The 21877-nt window shown below is 68.9% G+C and carries 14 protein-coding genes, 1 pseudogene and 1 riboswitch; of the genes and pseudogenes, 8 read left to right on the top strand and 7 right to left on the bottom strand.

What is annotated here, in order from left to right; translation table 11 throughout:
* Window positions 1-35 precede the first annotated feature (35 nt).
* The 3 genes from H7F38_RS24445 to H7F38_RS24435 all read left to right on the top strand — a co-directional run bounded on the left by H7F38_RS24445 (window position 36) and on the right by H7F38_RS24435 (window position 5441).
* Entirely contained in the window at window positions 36-806 is a 771-nt protein-coding gene (locus tag H7F38_RS24445; RefSeq protein ID WP_187092168.1) for an enoyl-CoA hydratase/isomerase family protein, read from the top strand.
* A 118-nt stretch (window positions 807-924) separates the two neighbouring features.
* Entirely contained in the window at window positions 925-2457 is a 1533-nt protein-coding gene (locus H7F38_RS24440; RefSeq protein ID WP_187092167.1) for a fatty acyl-CoA synthetase, read from the top strand.
* Between the two features lie 365 nt (window positions 2458-2822).
* Window positions 2823-5441, top strand: a complete 2619-nt coding sequence (locus tag H7F38_RS24435; RefSeq protein ID WP_187092166.1) for a PAS domain S-box protein — start codon at window positions 2823-2825, stop codon at window positions 5439-5441.
* 125 nt (window positions 5442-5566) lie between these two features.
* Here H7F38_RS24435 and H7F38_RS24430 read toward each other — a convergent pair whose 3' ends face one another.
* The 3 genes from H7F38_RS24430 to H7F38_RS24420 all read right to left on the bottom strand — a co-directional run bounded on the left by H7F38_RS24430 (window position 5567) and on the right by H7F38_RS24420 (window position 10348).
* On the bottom strand, window positions 5567-6391 hold the full coding sequence (locus H7F38_RS24430) for a glycosyltransferase family 2 protein (protein WP_187092165.1): 825 nt from the start codon (window positions 6389-6391) through the stop codon (window positions 5567-5569).
* Between the two features lie 177 nt (window positions 6392-6568).
* Window positions 6569-8329, bottom strand: coding sequence for an MFS transporter (locus H7F38_RS24425; RefSeq protein ID WP_187092164.1), 1761 nt, complete (start codon window positions 8327-8329; stop codon window positions 6569-6571).
* 81 nt (window positions 8330-8410) lie between these two features.
* Window positions 8411-10348, bottom strand: coding sequence for a bifunctional diguanylate cyclase/phosphodiesterase (locus tag H7F38_RS24420; protein ID WP_187092163.1), 1938 nt, complete (start codon window positions 10346-10348; stop codon window positions 8411-8413).
* Window positions 10349-10712: 364 nt separating this feature from the next.
* Window positions 10713-10853: riboswitch (TPP riboswitch) on the top strand.
* A 193-nt stretch (window positions 10854-11046) separates the two neighbouring features.
* On the opposite strand from H7F38_RS24420, the pseudogene H7F38_RS26225 reads away from it, so the two are divergent.
* Window positions 11047-11895 (top strand): annotated as a pseudogene (locus tag H7F38_RS26225) (cytosine permease); the annotation flags it as partial.
* A 212-nt stretch (window positions 11896-12107) separates the two neighbouring features.
* Here H7F38_RS26225 and H7F38_RS26220 read toward each other — a convergent pair.
* Window positions 12108-12836 (bottom strand): TenA family protein, encoded by a 729-nt coding sequence (locus tag H7F38_RS26220; protein WP_255498167.1) that lies wholly within the window; start codon window positions 12834-12836, stop codon window positions 12108-12110.
* A gap of 178 nt (window positions 12837-13014) precedes the next feature.
* On the opposite strand from H7F38_RS26220, the gene H7F38_RS24410 reads away from it, so the two are divergent.
* The 4 genes from H7F38_RS24410 (at window position 13015) to H7F38_RS24395 (ending at window position 17023) form a co-directional block, all read left to right on the top strand.
* Complete coding sequence (locus H7F38_RS24410; protein WP_222618305.1) at window positions 13015-13644, top strand: DedA family protein; 630 nt, start codon at window positions 13015-13017, stop codon at window positions 13642-13644.
* A gap of 152 nt (window positions 13645-13796) precedes the next feature.
* Window positions 13797-14351, top strand: coding sequence for a TetR/AcrR family transcriptional regulator (locus tag H7F38_RS24405; RefSeq protein WP_187092162.1), 555 nt, complete (start codon window positions 13797-13799; stop codon window positions 14349-14351).
* Between the two features lie 147 nt (window positions 14352-14498).
* Entirely contained in the window at window positions 14499-15596 is a 1098-nt protein-coding gene (locus H7F38_RS24400) for an acyl-CoA/acyl-ACP dehydrogenase (RefSeq protein WP_187092161.1), read from the top strand.
* Window positions 15593-17023 (top strand): bifunctional PIG-L family deacetylase/class I SAM-dependent methyltransferase, encoded by a 1431-nt coding sequence (locus H7F38_RS24395; RefSeq protein WP_222618304.1) that lies wholly within the window; start codon window positions 15593-15595, stop codon window positions 17021-17023. Before H7F38_RS24400 ends, H7F38_RS24395 begins: the two co-directional genes overlap by 4 nt.
* On the opposite strand, the gene H7F38_RS24390 is transcribed toward H7F38_RS24395, so the two are convergent.
* The 3 genes from H7F38_RS24390 to H7F38_RS26335 all read right to left on the bottom strand — a co-directional run bounded on the left by H7F38_RS24390 (window position 16969) and on the right by H7F38_RS26335 (window position 21619).
* Window positions 16969-17814 carry a glycosyltransferase family 2 protein gene (locus tag H7F38_RS24390; protein WP_187092160.1) on the bottom strand — a complete coding sequence of 282 codons (846 nt, stop codon included), beginning with the start codon at window positions 17812-17814 and terminating at the stop codon, window positions 16969-16971. The genes H7F38_RS24395 and H7F38_RS24390 overlap by 55 nt on opposite strands.
* A 510-nt stretch (window positions 17815-18324) precedes the next feature.
* A complete protein-coding gene (locus tag H7F38_RS24385; RefSeq protein ID WP_187092159.1) occupies window positions 18325-18756 on the bottom strand; it encodes a nitroreductase/quinone reductase family protein in 432 nt (143 codons plus the stop codon).
* Window positions 18757-18817: 61 nt separating this feature from the next.
* Window positions 18818-21619 carry a LamG-like jellyroll fold domain-containing protein gene (locus H7F38_RS26335; RefSeq protein ID WP_187092158.1) on the bottom strand — a complete coding sequence of 934 codons (2802 nt, stop codon included), beginning with the start codon at window positions 21617-21619 and terminating at the stop codon, window positions 18818-18820.
* Window positions 21620-21877 lie beyond the last annotated feature (258 nt).

The following is a 21877-nucleotide window of genomic DNA, read 5'->3' as shown; positions in this document are numbered from 1 at the left end:
ATGATCGCGTGGTCGAGAGGACTCGAGGGAGGACCATGACCGATGGATCCATCGTGAGGATCGACGGGCCGGTGGCCCGGATCGAGCTCGCGGAGCCGCACCGAGGGTCGCCGTTGAGTCTGGAGACGGTGGCCCGGTTGGCCGACGGCGTCGGCAGCGCCGAAGCCGCGGACTGTCGGATCGTGGTGATCTCCTCGACCGGCCGGGCCTTCTCGGTCGGCGGCGACATCAAGGCGTTCGCCGCGGCTCCCGATCCGGGTGCCTACATCGACGAGCTCGCGCAGGCGCTGCACGACGTGATCCTGCGGCTCCACGGCATGGACGCGATCGTCGTCAGCCTGGTCAAGGGCGTGGCGGCCGGCGCGGGCTTCCCGCTGGCCGCAGCCGCCGACCTCGTCCTGGCCAGTGATTCGGCCACGTTCACGTTGGCCTACAACAAGATCGGGCTCACCCCGGACGGCGGCAGCTCCCTCCTGACCTCCACGTTGGGCCTGCACCGCACCATGTACCTGGCCCTGCTGAACCCGCTGATGACGGCAGCCCAGGCCCATCAGGCCGGATTGGTGTCGGCGGTCTACCCCGACGAGGAGTTCGACTCCGAGGTCCAACACGTCATCGACACCCTGGCCGCCGGTTCCCGGTCGGCGCAGGTGGCCTCCAAGAGGTTGCTCCGCCATCGCGCGACGGGCGATGCCGAGCACGATCTGGACCTCGAGAGACGGACCATCTCCGCCGCCGCGAACAGCCCGGACGGGCATGAGGGCGTGCGGGCCTTCCTGGCGAAGCGGGCGCCGGAGTTCCGTTGACTTTGCCCTGACCCCGGGGCAACATCGGTCCCTGGTGACCGGCGCCGGTCGGTGGGATCGTCCGCCCCGGTGCGGCTTCCGCCGAGGTCGGCCCGGACAATCGAAAAGCGAGAACTGCGTGAACCAAGATCGATCCAGCACCGTCGACGACATCCTGCACCGCAGCGCGGTCCGTACGCCCGACCGCGTTGCCCTGATCTTCGCCGGGCGCGACTGGACCTATCGCGCGCTGGACGACGCTGTCTCCCGGGCGGCCGCCTACCTGCTGGCCATGGGACTGTCGCGTGGCGACCGGGTCGCGACCGTCGGCGCGAACTCCGATGCCTACCTCCTGGCGTTTCTCGGCTGCTCGCGCGCGGGACTCGTGCACGTCCCGGTGAACTACGCCTTGACGGGCCGCGAGCTCGCCTACATCCTGGCGCAGTCGGGCAGTCGGATCGCCCTGGTCGACTCCGAGTTGTTCGCGGCGGTGTCCGCCGTGCGTTCGGGGACGTCGCTGGAACAGATCGTGGTGCTGCACGGCGCCATCGACGCGGTGCTCCCGTTGTGGAGTTCCGGTGCGGTTCCGGTCCTGTCGAACGACGTCGCCGACACCGATCTGGTGCAACTCCTCTACACCTCGGGTACCACGTCCAACCCGAAGGGCGCGATGATGACGCACCGTGCGCTGGTCCACGAGTACGTCTCGAGCATCCTGGCCCTGGACGCAGCCGAGGACGACGACCCGCTGCACTGCATGCCGCTGTACCACTCCGCCGGGATGCACGTGTTCCTGATGCCCTACCTCGCCGTCGGGGCCACCAATCACCTGATGGCCCGTCCGGACGTGCCGGAGATCCTGCGGCGCATCGGTTCCGACCGGATCGGCGCGTTGTTCCTCGCCCCGACCGTGTGGGTTCCGTTGGCCAATCATCCGGATCTGGCCGCCAGCGACCTGGGTTCGCTGCGCAAGGCGTTCTACGGGGCGTCGATCATGCCTGTCCCGGTCCTGAAGCGACTGCAGGCGATGCTGCCCGCGCTGGGTTTCTACAACTGCTTCGGGCAGTCCGAGATCGGGCCTCTGGCCACCGTTCTCAAACCGGCCGAGCACGACGAGCGTCCGGAGGCCTGCGGCCGGACGGTGTTGTTCGTCGAGGCCAGGGTGGTCGACGAGACCGGCGCCGACGTCCCGCCGGGCGTCCCGGGAGAATTGCTCTACCGGTCGCCGCAGCTGTGCACCGGCTACTGGGACAGCCCCGAGGCGACCGCAGAAGCCTTCCGGGACGGGTGGTTCCACTCCGGCGACCTGGTCCGCCGCGACGCGCAGGGGTACATCACCGTCGTCGACCGCATCAAGGACGCGATCAACACCGGCGGGGTGATGGTCGCGTCGCGTGAGGTGGAGGATGCCATCTACACCCATCCCGACGTGGCCGAGGTCGCGGTGATCGCCACACCGGACGAGCGGTGGATCGAGGCCATCACGGCCGTCGTGGTGCTGCGCGAGGGTGCTCTGGCCGACGAGGCGGCCCTGATCGCGCACGCCCGGCTGTCGCTGGCACCGTTCAAGGTGCCCAAGCACGTGCATCTCGTGACCGAACTGCCCCGCAACCAGAGTGGAAAGCTGCTCAAGCGGGTCCTGCGCGATGATCTGCTGAAAGCAGGCTCCTGACGGATCGGTGCCGGTACGCCGGACGAGCCCGCACTGTGCGCTGGTGAGGCCGCCGCGGATCGCGCGTGCAGACGCCCGGGACCCCCGCTTCTGCATGGATCAACTTCGCCTGCATGGATCAACTTTGCGGATTTGGGGCTGGAGTGACAGGAGTCATCACTTTCGTCCATGCCTGGGAAGTTGATCCATGCCGGAGGAGCATTCCCTTACACCCGGGACCCGTCGAGCCTGACATGATGCTCGGATGAGGGATCTCTCTGGCCAGGGAGCAGGGGTGACGCGGCGATGAGGATCGACATCAGGGGTGGAGTGTCGGTGGATCCGCAGGTGCCCCGTGCCCCCCGGGCGGCATGACCAACGGCGGCATGACCGAGGGCGGGGGCTCCGAGAGCGACCGGTTGCGCGCGCTGACCCGGCTGCAGGTGATGGATACCCCGGCCGAACCGCTGTTCGACGACCTCACCGCGATGGCCGCCCGTCTCTGCGCCACTCCGATGGCGGTGGTCAGTCTGGCCGACGGCGACCGGCAGTGGTTCAAGGCGCGGGTCGGGGTGGCGCTGACGGAGACACCACGTGAGGGGTCGCTGTGCTCGCACGCCCTCGCGGGTCCCGAGGTCATGATCGTCCGCGACGCCCGCAGCGACGAAAGGTTCACGGCGAACCCGCTGGTCACGGCAGACCCGTTCGTGCGCTTCTACGCCGGCGCGCCGTTGATCACCTCGGACGGACATGCGCTGGGGACGCTGTGCGTCATGGACACCGTGGCCAGGGAGCTGTCGGCGGGCCAGCAGCGAGACCTGACCGTACTGGCCGCGGAGGTCGTCAGCCAGCTCGAACTGCGCTACCACGCAGGGGTTCTCGCCGCCCAGATCGACGCGCGGGCCGAGGCGCAGGAGGCGCTCCGTCGGAACCAGCGGGTGCTGGACGGCGTGCTGAGCTACACCGATGTCCTGGTCTACGCCAAGGATCTGACGGGTCGGTACATCCTGGCCAACCGGGCGCTCGAGCGCGTGCTGGATCTGGACAGTGGGCTGCTCGGCGGATTCGACGTCGACCTCTTCGCGCCGGAGCTGGCCGCGTCCTACCGGGCGAACGACGAGATCATCCTGGTCAAGCACGACCACCAGATCTTCGACGAGGAGATCGTCCACACCGACGGCACGACACACCTGTATCGCTCCACCAAGTTCCCGCTCCTGGACGGGGACAACCAGGTCTACGCGATCGCCGGAGTGTCGACCGACGTCACCGAGCTGATGGCGGCCCGCGCCGCGCACGAGGAGGCGGAGGACCGCTGGCGGGCGCTTGTCGAGCATTCGCCGGTCGCCGTCGCGGTGATCGGGACGGACAGGAGGTTCCGCTACGCCAATCCGGCGGCGATGGTGCTGTTCGGTGTCGACTTCCCTGAGCACATCGAGCAACGTCTGGTGCTCGACTTCGTCGACCCGAGTGAACACGAGGAGCTCTCCGCCCTGTACGGATCTCTGGTCGGGGGCGGGCCGGCCCTGCTCGGCCATCGGTGGCACCTCGTCCAGCCGGGCGGTGAACTGCTGACGGTCGAGGTCAACGCTGCTCCGATCAACTACCGCGCGGCACCGGCGCTGCAGGTCGAAGTGCGGGACGTCACGGTGAAAGCGGCTGCGGAGGAAGCGCTCCGGGAGTCCGAGCACCGTTTCCACGCGCTGTTCAACGGCAGTCCGGTGGCGATGGCGCTGTCGGACGGGCAGGGCCTCTGGGTGGACGCCAACGCCGCTTTCGGCGCACTCCTGGGGGTGGAGCCGGCCGAGATGATCGGGCACTCGGCGCAGCGCTTCGCCCATCCGGACGACCACGTCCTGATCGCGCAGTCCGAACAGGGCCAGAAGGACAGTCCCGATGGTGTGCACCGGGTGGAGATGAGGTTCCTGCGTCCCGACGGCGGCATGAGGTGGGCCTGGGTGACGATCACCCCGACGCCGGGCCCGGCCGGGCAGACCTGGACGCTGGCGATCGCCCAGGACGTCACCGCCCGCAAGGCGGCCGAGAACGCCCTGCAGGAATCGGAATCCGACCTGGCCGCAATCGCCGCGGTCGCGCGCTGCGTGCAGGACGGCGAGGATCCACGGCCCGTGGTGGTGCGCTCCGTGCTGGAGCTCGCCGGCGCGTCCTCGGTGGCGCTGCTCGAACCGCTGGGTGCCGACGCGCTCGTGATCACGGCGGCCGCGGGTGGTGACTACATCGGTCTGGAGCTGTCGCTGCAGGAGCAATCGATGACGGCGCAGGTCTGGCGGAGCGGCGAGTCGGTGTTCCTGGCCGAGGCCCGGGACCACCCTGCGGTCAACTCCGACCTGCTGGATCTGGACGACACCGTCAGCGCGATGTGGCAACCCGTGGTCGTGCACGGCACCGTCCAGGCGATCCTGAACGTGACCTGGCGGGACCGGGTCGTCGCCTTCGGGGACCGCGCCGTGCGATCGGTACGGGTGATCGCCGACGAGGCCGGCGTGTCCCTCAATGCGAAGCGGCTGCGGGCCGAGCTGGAGCGTTCGGCGTTGACCGATCCCCTCACCGGTTCGCTGAACCGCCGCGCCTGGGACATCGAACTCGGGGCGATCCTGGAGCAGATCAGGTCCACCGGAGGGGCCCTGACGATCGCCCTGATCGACCTGGACCATTTCAAGTCGTTCAACGACGCGCACGGGCACAATGCCGGTGACGTCCTGCTCCAGGAGTTCGCCGAGGCCGCCCGCCGCTGCCTGCGCTCCGGTGATGTCTTCGCGCGCTGGGGCGGCGAGGAGTTCATCGTGGCACTGCCGTATACCTCACCCGGGCAGGCGGCCAGAATCCTCGACCGGGTGCGCGGCTGCCTGCCCGACGGCTCGACTTGTTCGGTGGGACAGACGAAGTGGGACTCCGATGAAGGGATCTCCACCTGCATCGCGCGCGCCGACCTCGCCCTGTACGACGCGAAACAAGCCGGCCGCGATCAGCTCGCCACTCGCTAAAACCCCGCTACCCGCTCAAACCTCGCTGACGTCCTGCAGAGTGAGGCCAATAGGCCTCACTGTGCAGGACGTCGACAGGGTCCCGGACGTCCGCAGGGTTCCGGACGTCCGCGGAGTTAAGGACGTCAGCGGGTGTACCAGGCAGGGGTGCTGCCGGTGTTGTTCGGTTCGAAGGCCAACTCGGTGAGCCCGGCGACCTTGCGCCACTGATCTCCCCAGAGCTTGTTCAGGCCGCCGACGATCTCGGACCTGGCCACGTCGTGCGTCTCCTCGGGGAACTGGTCCATCGTGCCGCGGCCGAGGTGCGTCAGGTAGGCCGTCTCGGTGACCAGGCACCGCTGACCCTGCTCCCGGGCCCGGATGGCGAAGTCCACGTCGGCCCCGTAGCCGTGCCGGGGGAAGGCTTCGATGTTCAGGGTGCCGATCGTGCGAACGGTCTCCATCCGGAAGGCCAGTGCGGTGCCGTCGCAGAACGGCACCTCCCGGTAGGCACGGCGGGGTACGAAGTCGGCGGCGCTCTTCTGGGGCGTCCAGACCCGCTGGTGCAGCCAGAAGTCGTCGTAGCAGGCCGCCGCGATCGCGATGTCGGTGTTCTCGGTGATGGAAAGGGCCATCCAGTAGAGGAAGTCGCGCGAGAGCCGGGTGTCGTTGTTGATCACCACGAAGATGTCGTCGTGACGGTCCAGCGCCTCGGTCAGACCCCAGTTGGTGGCCCCGATCCAGCGGGTGTTGCTACCCGGACGGTGGATCGTCACCCGTTCGTCGTCGTGCGCCGACCGGTAGTCGCCCATGTTGTCGACGACGACGATCCGGAAATGGGGCAACGCGAGCGCGTCGCACTGCAGCAGGTCCGTCACGACGGTGTCGGTCAGATGGGCGGAGCCGTAGGCCGGTACGACGACCAGTACGGACTGGGTGATGGGTTCGAGCGCTTCGATCGGTTGAGTCATCAGGTATCTACTTTCCCCGCGCCGGGAGCCCGCCCGACGCCGAAACGATCGACAGGATCTCCGCCCGGATGGGCGCCTGGCCCCCACGATAGCGAGTCCGGCCAGGGCATGGGACGCAGTGAAGCCACCACAGATCCGGTCACGGCCCCGAGGGTGTCGGCAGTTCGGCGGTGCATGTCAGTGGGCACCCTGCTGGTGTGCGAAATCCTTGGTCCGGATGGTGCTGAAGGAGATGACGGCCGCGACCAGCACGATGACGGCCGCGACCAGCAGGATGCGGTCGAGACCGGTGGTGAAGGCGGTCTTGGTGAGCTCGGCGACCTGCCCCCTCACTGCGACCGGCAGGTTCTGCAGCGTCTGGCCGACGGCGCCGGACTGCACGGCCGTCGCGATCCTGCCCGCTTGGCCGGACAAGCCCGGGATGCCGGACACCGCGGAGGTCACCTCGCTGGTGACCTTGCTGGAGAACAGTGTCCCGAGCAGCGCGATGCCGGTCGCGATCCCCACCTGCCGGAAGGTCGAACTGATGCCGGAGGCCATGCCCGCCTGTTGCGGCTTGACCACTCCGACTGCGGTCGAGGCCAGCGGCGGGTTCACCATCCCGACGCCGAAGCCGGTGATGATCAACCCTGGGATCAGATGGGTCCAGGTCGAGTGCGCGTCGAGGCCCCGCATCAGCAGCAACCCGACGCCCACCAGCAGCAGTCCGGGACCGATCAGGAACCGGACGGGCACCTTCGAGGTCAGCCTCCCCGCGATGGTCGAGGTGATCAGGATCCCGCCGGACAGCACCAGCAACCGCACCCCGGTCGCGAGCGCGTCGAAGCCCAGCACGTCCTGGATGTAGAGCACCAGGTACAGCAGTACGGCGAAGATCGACGCGCTCATACCGAACGCCGCGACCGAACCGCCGGTGAAGGTGGGCAGACGGAACAGCGAGAGGTCGAACATCGGGGCCTTCCCGCGAAGTTCGATGACGACGAACAGGATCAGCAGGGCGGCCGCCCCGATCAGGCAGCCCAGTACCAGGCCGTCCGAGAACGATCTCTGGTTGGACTCGATCAGCCCGTAGACCAGTGCCGACAACGCCACCGTGAACACGACGACCCCGGCCCAGTCGGGCCGGCGGGCCTGCTGGGCCTTCGACTCGGCGACCTTGGCCAGCGTGATGAGCACCGCGATCACGCCGATCGGCAGGTTGACGAAGAAGATCCACCGCCAGGAGAGGCCGGAGGTCAGTGCGCCGCCGAGCAGTGGTCCGATCGCAACGGCCAACCCGGTGATCGCTCCCCAGATGCCGAAGGCCGTGCCGCGGTCCTTGCCCCGGAAGGCGTCGGCCAACAGCGCGAGGGAGACGGAGAACATCACGGCGCCACCGATGCCCTGCAGGCCCCGGGAGAGCTGTAGCAGCAGGGTGTCCCCGGCCACTCCGCACAGCAGGGAGGCGACCGTGAACAACGCCAGTCCGACGACGTACAGCCGGCGGCGGCCGAACAGGTCGGCGAGGCTGCCGGCCGTCAGGAGCAGGGCGGCCAGGGTCAGGGCGTAGGCGTCGACCACCCATTGCAGGTCCGAGAACGAGGCATGCAGGTTGTTCTGGATGTCGGGGAGGGCGACGTTGACGATCGTGACGTCGAGCAGCAGCATGAACGTACCGAGGCAGACCGCCACCAGCGTCCACCACTTGTGCGGTTCCGGTCCGGTCCGATCTTCATCTGCCCGTCCGGCGGCCCCGGCACGGGTGCTCTCGTCCGGTCCACGGCCGTTCCCGGGCCTGCCGTTCGCCGCCTGGTCCTCGGTCACCCGGAGGTGGGCCGGCGCTTCCCGCAGGTGCGCAGGCCGATGTTCGGGGTGCGCGGCGGCGACCCCGGGAGCCTCGTGGGCCGGGCGGTGCGGCGGCACCGGCTCCACCGTCGTCGAATTTTCATAGTCACCCATGATTCGACCGGTACCCGGCTCTCACACCCCCAAACCGGCACAGCCGTCCTGCGGGGTTCTTGCAGAGTTACGGGCTCCGCACTAGGGGTGGCTCGGCGGGCCGGCGAACACTTCGGAGCCCGACCGTGGACGGGGCGCGGGGATCGCCCTGGCCATGCCCGGGCGTTGACCCCGACGCACCAGCCCGTCCACCTTGGCCGCCCGCATCGGGCGGCCGAAGTGATAGCCCTGGCAGGCATCGCAGCCGAGTTCGCTGACCAGGGCGTGTTGGTCCGCGGTCTCGACCCCTTCGGCGATGACGCTGATGCCGAGGTCGTGGGCCAAGGTGACCACCGACTTGACGATGGCCCGGCTGGCCGGCTCGTCGCGGATGTCGGCGATGAAACTCTGGTCGATCTTGAGGATGTCGACCGGTAGCCGCTTGAGGTAGCTCAACGACGAGTAGCCGGTGCCGAAGTCGTCCAGCGCGATCCTGACCCCGAGCCGGCGGAGTTCGTCCAAGGCGGTCAGTGCGCGGGGGGCATCGATGATGATCACGCTCTCGGTGATCTCCAGGGTCAGCCTCTCCGCCGAGGTGGACCCGGCCACCAGCACCGCCTGGACCATGTCCAGGAAATTCGGTGCGATCAGCTGGTTCGGTGAGATGTTCACCGACATGTCCGGATCCTGATCGGCCTCGGGTCGGCACCACCGCAGCCGGTCGGTCCAGGCCTGTCGGAGCACCCACGCGCCGATCTCGGCGATCTGACCCGTGCGTTCGGCGATGGGAACCAGGGTGCTGGGCGGCACGGCGCCCCAGACCGGGTGCTTCCACCGCAGCAACGCCTCGAATCCGCTGATCGTGCCGTCGGCGGCCGCGACGATGGGTTGGTACTCGTTGTGCAGCTCGCCGCGCAGCACCACCCCGTTCAGGTCCAGCTCCAGGCCGAGACGGGCGTATGCGTCGGACTGCTGCCGGGTGTCGATGAGCTGGTACTGGTTGCCGCCGTTGCGCTTCGCCTGGTACATCGCCGCGTCGGCCTCCCGGAGCAGCTGCTCGGTGGAATCGCTGTAGGAGATCCCGATGCTGGTGGTGACGTCCAGCCGGATGGTGGACAGCTCGAAGGTCCTGGCCATCTCGTGGGTCAGCCGGGCGCCGATCGACTCGGCCTCGGCCGGTGAGTTCAGCGAGTCGCACAGCACCGCGAACTCGTCCCCGGAGAGGCGGGCCACCGTGTCACCGGGTCGGATGAGCAGGCTCAACCGCTGCGCCACCGCCACCAGCAGCTCGTCACCCACCGCGTGGCCGTAGCTGTCGTTGACGGCCTTGAGCCGATCGAGATCGATGAACAGGGCCGCACAGTGTCGGCTGGTCCGGTGGTTCCGCTGGAGCGCGTTCTCCAGACGATCCAGCATCAGGACCCGGTTGGCCAGGCCGGTCAGCGGATCGTGCAGAGCGGCCTGGCGCGACCGCTGCCACGACTCCTGCAGATCGGCTCGACCCTGGGCGTTGATCAGATAGGCGCTGGCCACGTCGGCCAGGGTCTGGGCGGCCGTCATCGCCTCTTCCGGTAGCGGGCCCGGCACGTCGTTGTACAGATCGAGGGCGCCCAGTTGATGGTCGCCATGACGAAGGGGGAACGTGAGGACGGCGGCCAGGCCGAGCGTCAGCGCGTGGGCGGTGAAGCGGGGGAAGCGTTCTTCCGTCAGGAGATCGGCGACGCTGACGGCCGCGCCGTGGTGGTAGGCCGTCAGGCACGGACCTTCGCCGTAGGTGGTCTGCAGCTGTTCGAAGCGCCAGGCGGCCTGGTTGGACCCGGCCACGTAGATCGGTGCCTCGTCGCCGGAGATGAGGGTGACACCCGCCGCGGCCACCGGGAGGACGTCGACGATTCGCCCGACCAATTGATCGAGAATGGCCTGGATGGGAAAGTCCGTCAGCATCGTGCGCGCGAAGTCGGCCAGCACGTCGGCCATTTTCGCCTTGGTCTGGGAATGAAAAACCTCTTCGTGCGGAGGTTGCCGCGAAATCGGATGCATGGGGCCCCCATCGATCGCCCGGCGATCTCGTGAGGAAGAAACTCGAACCGCCGGAATGGCTGTCGGACGTTGGATCACAGTGCAACGGGCTTCGAACCGAAGCCGCCACCGTCCCTTGCGCACCATGCGCGAATCCACACGATGCAATCGGGAGCCAACCTTGGGGGCGCTGGTCACATTGTGCTGCTTCTGCAGACGCGCTGCCGCCGAGCGATCTCTAGTACACCGTATCGGGTGTACCGGAGAACCGTTCGGGTCAACCAGCTCTGCCCAGCTCGGTCGAGGGCGCAGGCCTGCGCCCTCGATCGACACCCAGACGCGCCTGCACCGGCGCCGGGGTACCGCCGGACGAGCACCTACACTGTGCCCGTCCCGCGGGAGCTCGCAGATCGAGCTGAGAGGGTGGACCGATTCGACGGCACCGTCGGTGCCGCCCCGTCAAGGCCACCGACCGCTTGAACCTGATCCGGCCAGTACCGGCGCAGGAAGGGTAGGTAGTGGTGTCCATCTCCGTTTCCCCCGGCGCGCAGGGATCATCGCAGCCAAAGGCCGATCGAGAGGTCCCGGCCACCCTCCTGGAAGCCGCACCCCGCACGCTCGGCCTGTTCGATCAGCTGGGCCTCTGGGGCAATCTCGGTGTCAGTCTGCTCGGGTTCGCGGGTGCCCTGGCAATCCTGGCCCCGTCCGGGTCGGGGCCGATGAGCCTGGGGGCCGCCATCACGGCCATCGTGGTGGGGTCCGTCCTCGGCGGTCTGGTCCTCGGCGCCACCCTGGTTCTCGGGGCCCGCACCGGCGCACCGGCGATGGTCCTGCTCCGCGGGTTGCTGGGGGCCAGGGCGTCCTTCGTGCCGACGGTGCTCAACATCGCCCAGTGCCTCGGCTGGTCCGTCTTCGAGCTGGTGGTCATCTCCCAGGGACTGCAGGCGTCGACCCGCGGACACCTGCCGTCGTGGGTGTGCGTGCTGGTGGCCGGGCTCGTGACGACGGCGCTGACGATCAGGCCGCTCGGCGCGATCAGGGTGCTGCGCAAGTACGTGTCGGCCCTGGTGGTGCTGGCCATGGTCGTGCTGGTCGTCGGGCTGCTGCGGCATCCGATGGGAGCGGTGACGGGTTCGTGGTCGGGATTCTGGCCGGCCGTGGACGCCGCCATCGCCCTGACCATCTCCTGGGTCCCGCTCGGGGCCGACTACTCGCGGCATTCCCGCAGTGCGCGGGCGGCCTTTGCCGGCGGCTTCGTGGGCTACGGCGTGACCCAGATCGCCTGCCTGCTCATCGGAGTGGTGGCGCTGGCACAGCTGCAGCAGCAGCCCGAGAAGATCTTCGACCTGTTCCTCTCGCTGCCACTGGGGTCGGCCGCCTTCGCCGTGCTGGTGCTGCGGGAGACCGACCAGTCGTTCGCCAACGTCTACTCCACCGCCGTGTCCATCCAGAACATGGCTCCGCGGTGGGATCGACGGGTGCTGACCTTGCTGATCGGGACGGTCACCACCATCCTGGCGCTGACCGTCGACATCGCGCAGTACCAGAATTTCCTCTACCTGATCGGCGCGGTGTTCATCCCGCTGTCAGGTGCGCTCGTGACTCTCTGGTGGCGCACCAGGGGCGTCGGCTGGAACGTCGGTGCCGACGCCCCGCTGCGCCCCGGCCTGGTGGCCTCCTGGGTGCTCGGCTTCGTGGTCTACCAGTTGATCAATCCCGGTGCGATACCCGGCTGGTCCACCCTCTGGAGCGAGGCCGCCCGGCGATTGCACACCCAGGGTCACCCGTGGCTGTCGGCCTCGATCGCGTCGTTCGTGGTCGCAGTCGTGGTGGCCCTGCCGTTCGTCGGTCCGAAGGCGGGCCAGGTCTCCCCCCGCCACGCCGCGTCGAAGAACATCCACTCGTAACGGCAGGCGGTGGCGAATGCAGTCTTCATCCCGTCCCTGACGTCGGGGGAGACGTCCTCCGCCACCTTGTCCACGATGTTCCTGGCCCGCTCGGTGGCCGCGGTGAAGAGGGGATCGCCATAGGTCGCGATCCACTCCTGGTAGGAATGCCCGGACGGCGCGAGGTCCTCCGTCAGGCGCAGCCCGACGTCCTGGTAGATCCAGAAGCAGGGCAACAGGGCGGCCGCCAGCACCGGGTAGCACCCACGGCCGGCAGTGGCGCCCAGGAACGAGAGGTACGCGGTGCACGTGGGCGACGCTTCGACGGCGGGAACATCTGCCAGTTGGGCTTCGTGAAGTGATCTCTCGACGACGATCGCATCGTGAGCGCTCCAGGCCCAGAAGGAGATGTCATCGATCTCGGTGGCCTGTGCAGCGCAGGCGGCCAGCGCGCGGGCGTATCCGACGAGGTAGTGGGCGTCCTGGACCAGATACCCGACAAAGGTTGCCCTGGGCAGCGTTCCGTCCCGCAGTCCGAGCAGGAACGGGTGGGTGTCGATGGCCGCCCTGACCTCTGCCGTCGCACTCCACGCCAGGTCGCCGAACGGCTGCGCTGCTGACACCGATGTCCTCCTGAGTTTCTGCTGACTTGTTCCGGGTAACCATGACGTGTCGAGCACGAAGACCCGTGTCTCGGCCCCATCACCCTATGTGTAGAGCTGATGACGTCGGGCCACCACGATCCCGGCGTCCACGTACCGTGAGGGTTTCATCAGACCTTTCACAGATTTGGACATCGAAGTGAGCATCGTCAGTTCGATCATCGACCCGGTCCTGAATTTCCACGGCTGGCCGGCCTACGCGGTCGTCGGCGGTCTGGTGTTCGCAGAGGCGGCCCTGTTCGTGGGATTCGTGCTCCCGGGGGAGACCGCGGTGATCATCGGAGGAGTGCTCGCCTACCGGCACTCGGTCTCGTTGCCGTTGATGGCCATCGTGGTGGTCCTGTCCGCGATCATCGGCGACAGCGTCGGGTACGAGGTCGGCCGGCTGTTCGGCGGTCGACTGCTCGCTCTGAAAATCTTCGCCAAGCACCAGAAGGCGATCGACGGTGGCAAGGAACGGCTGCACCGGATGGGTGGACGGGCCGTCTTCATCGGCCGGTTCACTGCCTTCCTCCGTGCGGTGATGCCAGGGATGGCGGGCACCGTCGGGCTCCGGTACCGGAAGTTCCTGGTCTGGAATGCGGCCGGCGGCCTCGTCTGGGGCGCCGGCTTCACGCTCCTGGGCTTCCTGGCCGGTGCCAGCTATACGACTCTGGAGAGTTACGCGGGCACATTCAGCTGGGTGGTCCTGGCCCTGGTGGTGGCCGTGGTGGCATTCCTGGTCATCCGCCGCCGGCGGAGCGAGAAGGCGGAGGCCTCCACCGGGTGAAAACTGTACTTCGGTACACTTCGTACCGAGGTACAGGATAGAGTCCCGGTGCGCACACCACCGAGACCGCGACAGACCTCCACCCGGCCGGGTCTGCAGATTCAGCTCCCCCACGTCGGACCCAACGGCGACGTGAGATCACCCGCGAGAGGTTGATCGCGGTCGCCGTGGAGCTCTTCGCCACCCGTGGTTACGACCAGGCCTCCATGGAGATCATCGCTGCCGAGGCCGGCGTCGCACGGACCACCGTATTCAACCACTTCGCCCGCAAGGACGAATTGCTACGAGCCGGTCTGGCCGGCCGTCGTGACCTCGTCGCGGATCGGCTGCGGTCGAGTCGGGGCACGTTGAGCACGAAGGCCCGGATCGATGACGCGCTGGAGAGATGGGCCGCCGGCTACCAGCTCGATGCAGCCAAGGGCGTTGCGCTGGTGCGGGCCTGGATCCAGGCCGGTGGCCCACACCTTGCCGACGCGGCCGCGACCGCGGACCTGCTGAGCGAGGTCATGCGGGACGGTCAGCTCGCCGGTGAGGTGCGTGCCGACATCAGCAGTGAGACAGCCGGTCTCGTGCTCTTCGACTGCGCGGTGGGTGCTCTGGTCCGGTGGGGCTCGCCGGTAGCGGCCGGCCGTCCGTCGGACCTGGCCGCCGCCATGCGCCGGAGTGTGGATCTGGCCATGGTCGGCATGTTGGTCCAGCCGGACTGAGCACCTCCGGTCGGTGGCCCCGTGCACGGACCGTCGGCGGCTTCCGCGCCGCGGGCCGGCGGGTTTCGCACGGCCTGCCTCGGGTACCCGGTCTGCAGGGTTCCCGACACGGGGAGCCGGTCGTCCTCGTCAGGAGATGTTCTCCAGGTGTCCCCACCAGTCTTGTCGCCGGACCACGGCGCCCGTGGCGTCGATCTCGGGCCGGAACCTCTCGGCGAGCACCGATCGACGTGGGACGAATTCGCCGCCCGGGGCCGGCGGGTCGACGGGAATGCCGACGCGGCCATCGATCTCGCCCGTGCCATCGGGAGTTCGGCGCCGCGGCCGGGTCTGGGTCGGACGTTGGACCGGTGGGCCATGCTGGCCAGCCTGGCGGCGGCCGATCTGACCGCGGCAAGGGTCGCCGAAGGCCATCTGGATGCGCTGGCCATTCTGTCCGAGGCCGGGATCGAATCCGGACGTGACCTCTCGATCCTGGGCGCCGGGCCGGATTCCACCTGGGGGGTGTTCGCGGCCGAAGGACCCGCGGTGCGATTGCAGGCCCGGGAGCCCACCACCCAGCACGGTTGGGTCCTGGACGGAGCGAAGCCGTGGTGCTCGCTGGCCGGCCGCCTGAGCCACGCCCTGATCACCGCCCACACCTCGCCCGGCCGTCGGCGCCTGTTCGCCGTGGCGTTGCAGCACCCGACGGTGGAGATCGTGCACGGGACCTGGGTGTCCCGTGGGTTGTCTGCGGTCGAGTCGGGTCCGATCGCACTCCACGACGCTCCCGCGGTGCCGGTCGGGGAGGACCAGTGGTACCTCGAACGGCCCGGATTCGGCTGGGGCGGTGCCGGTGTCGCGGCCTGCTGGTACGGCGGCGCCATCGGCCTGGCCCGGTCGCTCTGGGGCGCGCTGGCCGCCCGGGAACCCGATCAGATCGCCCAGATGCAGCTGGGCGCGGTCGATCTCGCCCTGCACGGAGCCCGTGAGGTGCTGCGAGCCGCAGCGGAGGCCGTCGACAGCGGCCGCGCGGACGGCGACTGGGGCTCGGTCGTGGCCGGTCGCGTGCGTGGCGTGGTGGCCGGAGCGGCCGAACAGATCATCACCCGGGTCGGTCACGTGCTCGGGCCCGCGCCGTTGACACAGGACGAGGTACATGCCCGGCGCGTCGCCGATCTCACGGTCTACGTCCGACAGCATCACGCCGAACGTGACGACGCCGCCCTGGGCCGCGCCATCCTGGCCGGGGGTCTGCCGTGGTGAACCTGCGCGACGGGGCTCCGGAGTTCGACCATCGTGATTCCGGTACCACCGAGGACCAGTGGTCCCCGGCGTTGGCCGCCGCCGAGTCGCAGAGCCTCGAGCTCTCCCGGTACCGGCAACTGGTGGTCGTCGCCGCACACCCGGACGACGAGACCCTCGGCGCTGGTGGCCTTCTCGCCATCGCCGCCTATTCCGGACTGTCGGTGACGGTGCTGATCGCCACCCTGGGCGAGAAATCGCACCCGGCGTCGAGCACCCACACCCCGTCCGAGCTGGCCCTGCTGCGCAGAGCCGAGGTCCTTGCGGCCGTCGGTGTGCTGGCCCCGGCCGCGCAGGTCCGGATCCTGGGACTGCCGGACGGCGAGCTGGCAGGACACCGCGAGGAACTGCTCGCCGCCATCGGCGACTGCGTCGACGGACCCTCGACCCTGCTGGTGTCTCCGTTCGTCGCTGACGGACACCCGGACCACGACTCGATCGGCGCGGTGAGTGCCCACGTGGCGGGTGCCGCCGGCGCGACATCACTCGAGTACCCGATCTGGATGTGGCACTGGGGCTCGCCCGAGGCGCTGCCGGCAGGCCTGGTCCGCCTGGACCTCGGCCCGCAGGACGTCCGGGTCAAGAGAGCAGCGCTCGATTGTCATCGAAGCCAGACGCACCCGCTGTCGGATCTGCCCGGAGACGAGGCGATCGTTCCGCCCGCGTTCGCGGCCCACTTCGAACGTGATTACGAGATCTTCGTCACCGCAACACCTCCGGACGACGATGCGGTGACGACGACCGTGCGTCGGAGCGATGCGCCCGAGCCTGGCGACGGTGGCCGCAGTCTGACCATGGAGTTCTTCGACGACTTCTACGGTGCGGAAACGGACCCCTGGGGCTTCGAAACACGTTGGTACGAAAAACGAAAGCGTGCACTCACACTGGCCTGCCTACCCGCGGAGAGGTTTCCCAGCGCCTACGAACCGGGTTGCTCGATCGGTGTGCTCACCGCCGCCCTGGCGCCGCGGTGCGGTCGACTGCTGGCCACCGACATCTCGGACACCCCGCTGCGGATCGCGCGTAGGCGACTGGCCGGCGCCCCCGGCGCCCGCTTCGAACAACGCCGGGTGCCGCAGGAGTGGCCGGACGAGCAGTTCGACCTGATCGTCCTGTCCGAGATCGGTTACTACTGCGACGCAGAGGATCTCCGGACGCTGGTGCAGAAGGCCTCGGCCTCGCTCACCCGCGACGGGGTGCTGCTGGCCTGCCACTGGCGTCATCCGGTGCAGGAATATCCCCTGCGCGGCGACGACGTGCACGAGGCGCTCCGGTCCCATTCGGGACTGGTGGTGCTGGCCGAACATCGGGAGGCGGACTTCCTGCTGGAGGTCTACGTGCGCCCGCCGGCCATCTCGGTTGCCGGGGCCGCGGGCCTTCTCGGCTGAACCGGTACCGGATCGGCCAGGCCGTCCGCGCCGACCGACCGGACCGGGCCGCCCATGGCCCCCAGGTACTCCGCGAACCCGGCCCCGGTGCGACCCAGCAACCGACCGCTGGTCAGGACGGGGGACGAGGAGATGCTGACGACCCGGCCGTGCAGTTGCCGGACCGCCTGGGCGAGCCGGTGGTCCTCGTGAGCTTTCACGTCCGCGAAACCACCTGTCCGCAGATACATCTCGGCATTGATCCCCAGGTTCGCGCCGAACACATGGCGGTGCCCGTCGACCAGCGAGTGCTGCGCGTTCCAGAGCCGCAGAGCCGAAGGGGCGAGTTCGCGAGGATCTGGGCGGACGGTCCCCAGCAGGAGATCGGCACCCGACGCGGCATGGCTGCGATGGGTCTGGAGCCAGTCCGCCGGGACGGCCGAATCCCCGTCGGTGCAGGCGATCCAGGTGCTCGGCACGGAGTGCTCCGAGGTGGCCAGGGCGTAGGAGACGCCGGCGGCGCGGGCGGCCCCGACCCTCCCGTGGTCGGTGACCACGACCTCGACCCAGTCCCGGGTCGTGGCGATCTCGGCCGAACGGTCGGTGCATCGATCCAGCACGAGCACCACGCGGACGGGACCGGCGGCACCGGGGAGGGAACGGACACGACGGCGTGCCCGGTCGAGGGCGGCCAGACATCGGCGGAGTCGCAACTCCTCGTTGCGCACCGGAATGACGACGACCAGACCGATGCTCTCCACCGGGCGGCGCAGTGGATCGCGCCAACCCGACAGCGCACTCGATCCGAGCATGATGAGTCCTCCACCCGCGTGGGACTTGACCAGCGTGGGAGGCACGATGGGCGGCGATTGATCCACCCGTATGTCGTCGGCGGATCGCCGTCACTGCAGACCTCGGTGGTTCGCTGCAAGGAATGGATACCCACGCCCGGCCGCCGGGAAACATCCGGCGGCCGGGACGCGGTGCGGTCGTTCCCGGCCCTGACGGAAAAAGATGTCGATTCGGCGTGACGTGGATCGCCTCCGTTCGTCTCACGACCAGATGGCCCGCCCGGACCCGGCACGAACGAAGAGAGAACCAGATGACGACGCGCGAAGAATTGGACGCCCGCCTGGCCGAATTCGACCGCCGCCGTGCGGTCGCGGATGCTGTTCTGGCAGCTCAGAGGCCTATCCCGCAGCTCCCCGACCCGTTTCGGCTGGGTGGTCTCCGGGCGCGTTGCACCGGCCGCCTGCACCGGTGGCGCCGCATCCGCCAGAGCAGCGGATCTGTCTGAGCAGAAGATCCGTCCGACCGTTCGTTCAGGCGTCCGGCTCCAGGAGCACCAGCGCGATCTGCCTGGTCGTGCTCTTCTGGTAGTCCCCGTAGAACGGTTGTGCAGCGACGATCCGGGGCCAGAAGTCCGCCCGCTCCTGCGGGGTGGCCACCCGGGCGGTCATCGCCTCCTTCGGGGCGCCCCCGACCGACACGGAGACCTTCGGGTGAGCCCGCAGGTTGCCGAGCCATGACGGTGGTTCGTCGTCGCCGCCACGGGAGGCCACCACGAGATAGGTGGCGCCGAGTTGCAGTGGTGAGGTCAGCAGCACGGTGCGGGGGAGCCCGGTCCGCCGGCCGACGGTGGTCAGTTCGACGACCGGCATCTGCCTCACGCGCCAGCCGATCCGGCCGAAGCTGAGCCGGATCCCCGTCCGGTGCACCAGGTTCATCATCTTCAGGGCGAAGTCGCTCGGCATCCCGCGACCGTATCCCGCTGGCGCCGGGGTCGCCCTTCCGGCGACGGGCACGTCCACCGGACTACGGTCCGGGCGGCGGCAGGCTGGTGGTCGGGTCGGTGGTGGTGACAGCGCCGGTGCCGGTGGTGTCGGTCGTGCTGGCGGTACAGGTCGTGCTGGTGGTATCGGTCGTGCTGGCGGGTGCAGTGGGCGGCGGCGTCGTGGTGACCGGAGCGCTGACCTCCAGGATCTGTGTCGAAGACGTTGTCGCGCCCTGGTTGTCGGTCACCTTCAGCGTCACCCGGTAGGTCCCGGCACTGGCGTAGGTGTGCGTTGTGGTCACCGTGGTGGCCGGCGCCGAGCCGTCCCCGAAGTTCCAGGCGTAGGAGGAGATGGCGCCGTTCGGGTCGCTCGATGCCGACGCGTCGAAATTGGCGTCCGATCCGGTGACCTGCGCGCCGAACGAGGACGACGGAGGCTGGTTCACCGCTCTCGCTGCGATGAAGTGGCTGGCGACCTGCACGCCGGTGAGCGCGGTCGGGTAGATCGCGACATCGCCGATGGCGGCCTGCAGGTGCAGGCTCGCGATCCAGCTGCGATCGCCGCCGACCTGCCAGAAACCGGAGTAGGGATTGACCGGCGCGGTGCCGTGGATGCTGGCGATCCAGGTGCCGTCGACGTACAGGGCCATTCCGGAGGGTGACAGGGTGCCGACGACCTGGTGCCACTGGCCGTCGTTGTAGCTGCGGACGGTGTTGATCTGGTCGCGGCCGTTGTTCCTGGCCACGCCGAACGACAGCATGCCGTTGGGGTTCAGGAAGAGGTGGCGGTCGTAGCGGGTGCTGGTGCCGCTGGTCGAGTCACTGAATCCGATGATCTTCCCGCCGACGGTCGAGGTCGTGGAGAACCAGGCTTCGGCGGTGAAGGTGGTCGGGCTGGTGAGCTGGGTCCTGGTGGTGGCCAACGAGCTGCTGCCATCGAAGGTGGTGGCCGCGGTGCTGTCTGCGGCCAACGGACCGGCCACCGCCGCGACGGTGCTGCTGCTGGTGATGGCCAGGTCGCTGAATCCGGCGTAGTCCTTCACGCGGTTGCTGCCGAGCCGCCAGAAGTTCGAGGCGCCGTCGGCGAGCACCGTCGCGGCGTAGGGGCTGGGCGCGTCGACGGCCGCCACCTGCACCGCCACGATCGAGCCGACGGCCAGGTTGCCCGACGGATCGTTCGCCAGGACCTGGTAGTCGTGCACGGATCCGGGGACGAGTTTCTCCTCGGGGAGCACAACGGTCGGCCGGTTCCAGAACGTCGATGTCAGCGTCTGGGCGAAGATCGGGTGGGCGGTGTCGCCGTCCCGGATCACCCGGTAGGTCAGGCGGGTGTCGTCCGGGTCCGAGTCGGCCTGGAAGGCGACCCGCACCGTTCCGGCACGCACCGACAGCAGTCGCGGTGCGAGCGCGGCACCGGCGTAGGTGGGTCCCTGGCGGGACGTCGTGCTCTTGGCCGCGAATCGGACCAGCCCCTGCTGCCCGACACCGTTCACCGACGGGAACTCGCCACCCATGACCACGTACCTGCCGTTGCCGGTGACCGACCATGCGGCCTGTCCCACGCCCGTGTAGGTGCCCTGCGCCAGCGCGGGGAACCAGTTGACCAGCGCCGGACTCCTGGTCCCGAACCAGTCGTGATACTTGGGACCGGCGTACTCGTCGTGTCCCATGGTTCCGGCTGCGGCCGCCGTGAAGGCCAACGCGTGCCGCATGTTCGCGGATCCGACCGGTGGTTGGGGAAACCCTCCGACGGGAGTGCAGTAGTGGGCGTGGCTCACCGTGTAGACGGTGGAGCCGTCGGAGTAGGCGCCGTAGGTGTCTCCGTGACAGTCTTCGACCCAGTTCAGGACGCCGGAGTCCGGGCTCGCCGAGAAGGTGCCCTCCAGGTTGCCTGCACCGGACGGGGAGTAGACGTATCCCGTTCCGTAGACGGCCTTCCCGTCCGTGGTCAGGCTCGTGATCGCCGCATTGGGTCCGGCGTCGCGGACCTGTGACCCGGCCGCCCAGGGGCGGGTTCTGCCGTCGAACGCACCGAAGGCGGCGAGACCGTAGGCAGGTCTGCCGTTGGCGATCGTGAACGAACCCCCCGCGATGACCATCGAACGGTCAGGCGTGAGGACCAGTGCACGGACGCCGGCGTCGGCGGTCGGCTGCCACCCGGTCAGGGCGCCCTTCGACAGGCTGACGGCGGCCAGGGCGGAGCGGGCCACGCCGCTGACCCGATGGAAGCTTCCGCCCACGTACACCGTCGTGTTGGTGACGGCCAGCGCCCGGACGTCACCGTCGAAGGTGGGCGCGAAGGTGCTGATGAGCTTGCCGTTCGCGGTGCTGAACGCCGCCAGGTGCGCGCGCGGAGTGCTGTTGGCTCTGGTGAACGTACCGGCGACTACCAGCGTGCTGCCGTCCGGGGTGACCGCCACGGCCAGCACCCGACCGTTGAGAACGGGCGCGAAGTTGGTCAGCAGGACCCCGGTGGTCAGATTGTAGGACAGCAGGTTGTCCCGGCGGGTCTGGGCGGTGCCCGGGGCCGCGCCGGCCGGGCGGGCCGCACTGAACTCGCCACCGGCGTAGACGGTGTTCCCCGAGATGGCCTGGGTCCAGACGACACCGTTGATCTGCACCGTCGGCAGCGCGTCCGCCGACACGGTGGTGGGCGACGCCTGGCTGACGGCGGCCGGGCCGGCCGTCACCGTGGCAGCGGTCCGGGCCACCGAAGTGGTGGTGGCTGCAGCCCCCGCCGTTGGTGCAGTGCCCAAAGAGGAAGCAAGGGCGGTGGCCGTCAGGGCGACGGCGCTCAGCGTGGCAACCAGGCGCCGGGACGCGGAGCGGTAGGACCGATGCACTGCTACCCCCGCCCCGTGGCCGATCGAACTCGTCGCGCACCTATCGCGCTGGACCAGTACTGCACCGTCGGATCAGGCTGCAGGTGCCATCACGATAGCGGGCTGTGATCAATTCGAACGGTTCGCTCGCGCAATCGGACCAACTCCATCCTTTCGGGTGACCTCCCTTCCCCTTCCGTGTGCGAAAGGTGGCCTCGGGCCCGCAGGCGGGTCGCGCAGGGGTGGGACTTGCCGTGCAGAGGGAGCGGTCCCGTCACA

The organism is Nakamurella sp. PAMC28650 (assembly GCF_014303395.1).
Classification (GTDB): Bacteria; Actinomycetota; Actinomycetes; order Mycobacteriales; family Nakamurellaceae; genus Nakamurella.
This window is presented reverse-complemented; position numbering and strand designations above follow the sequence as displayed.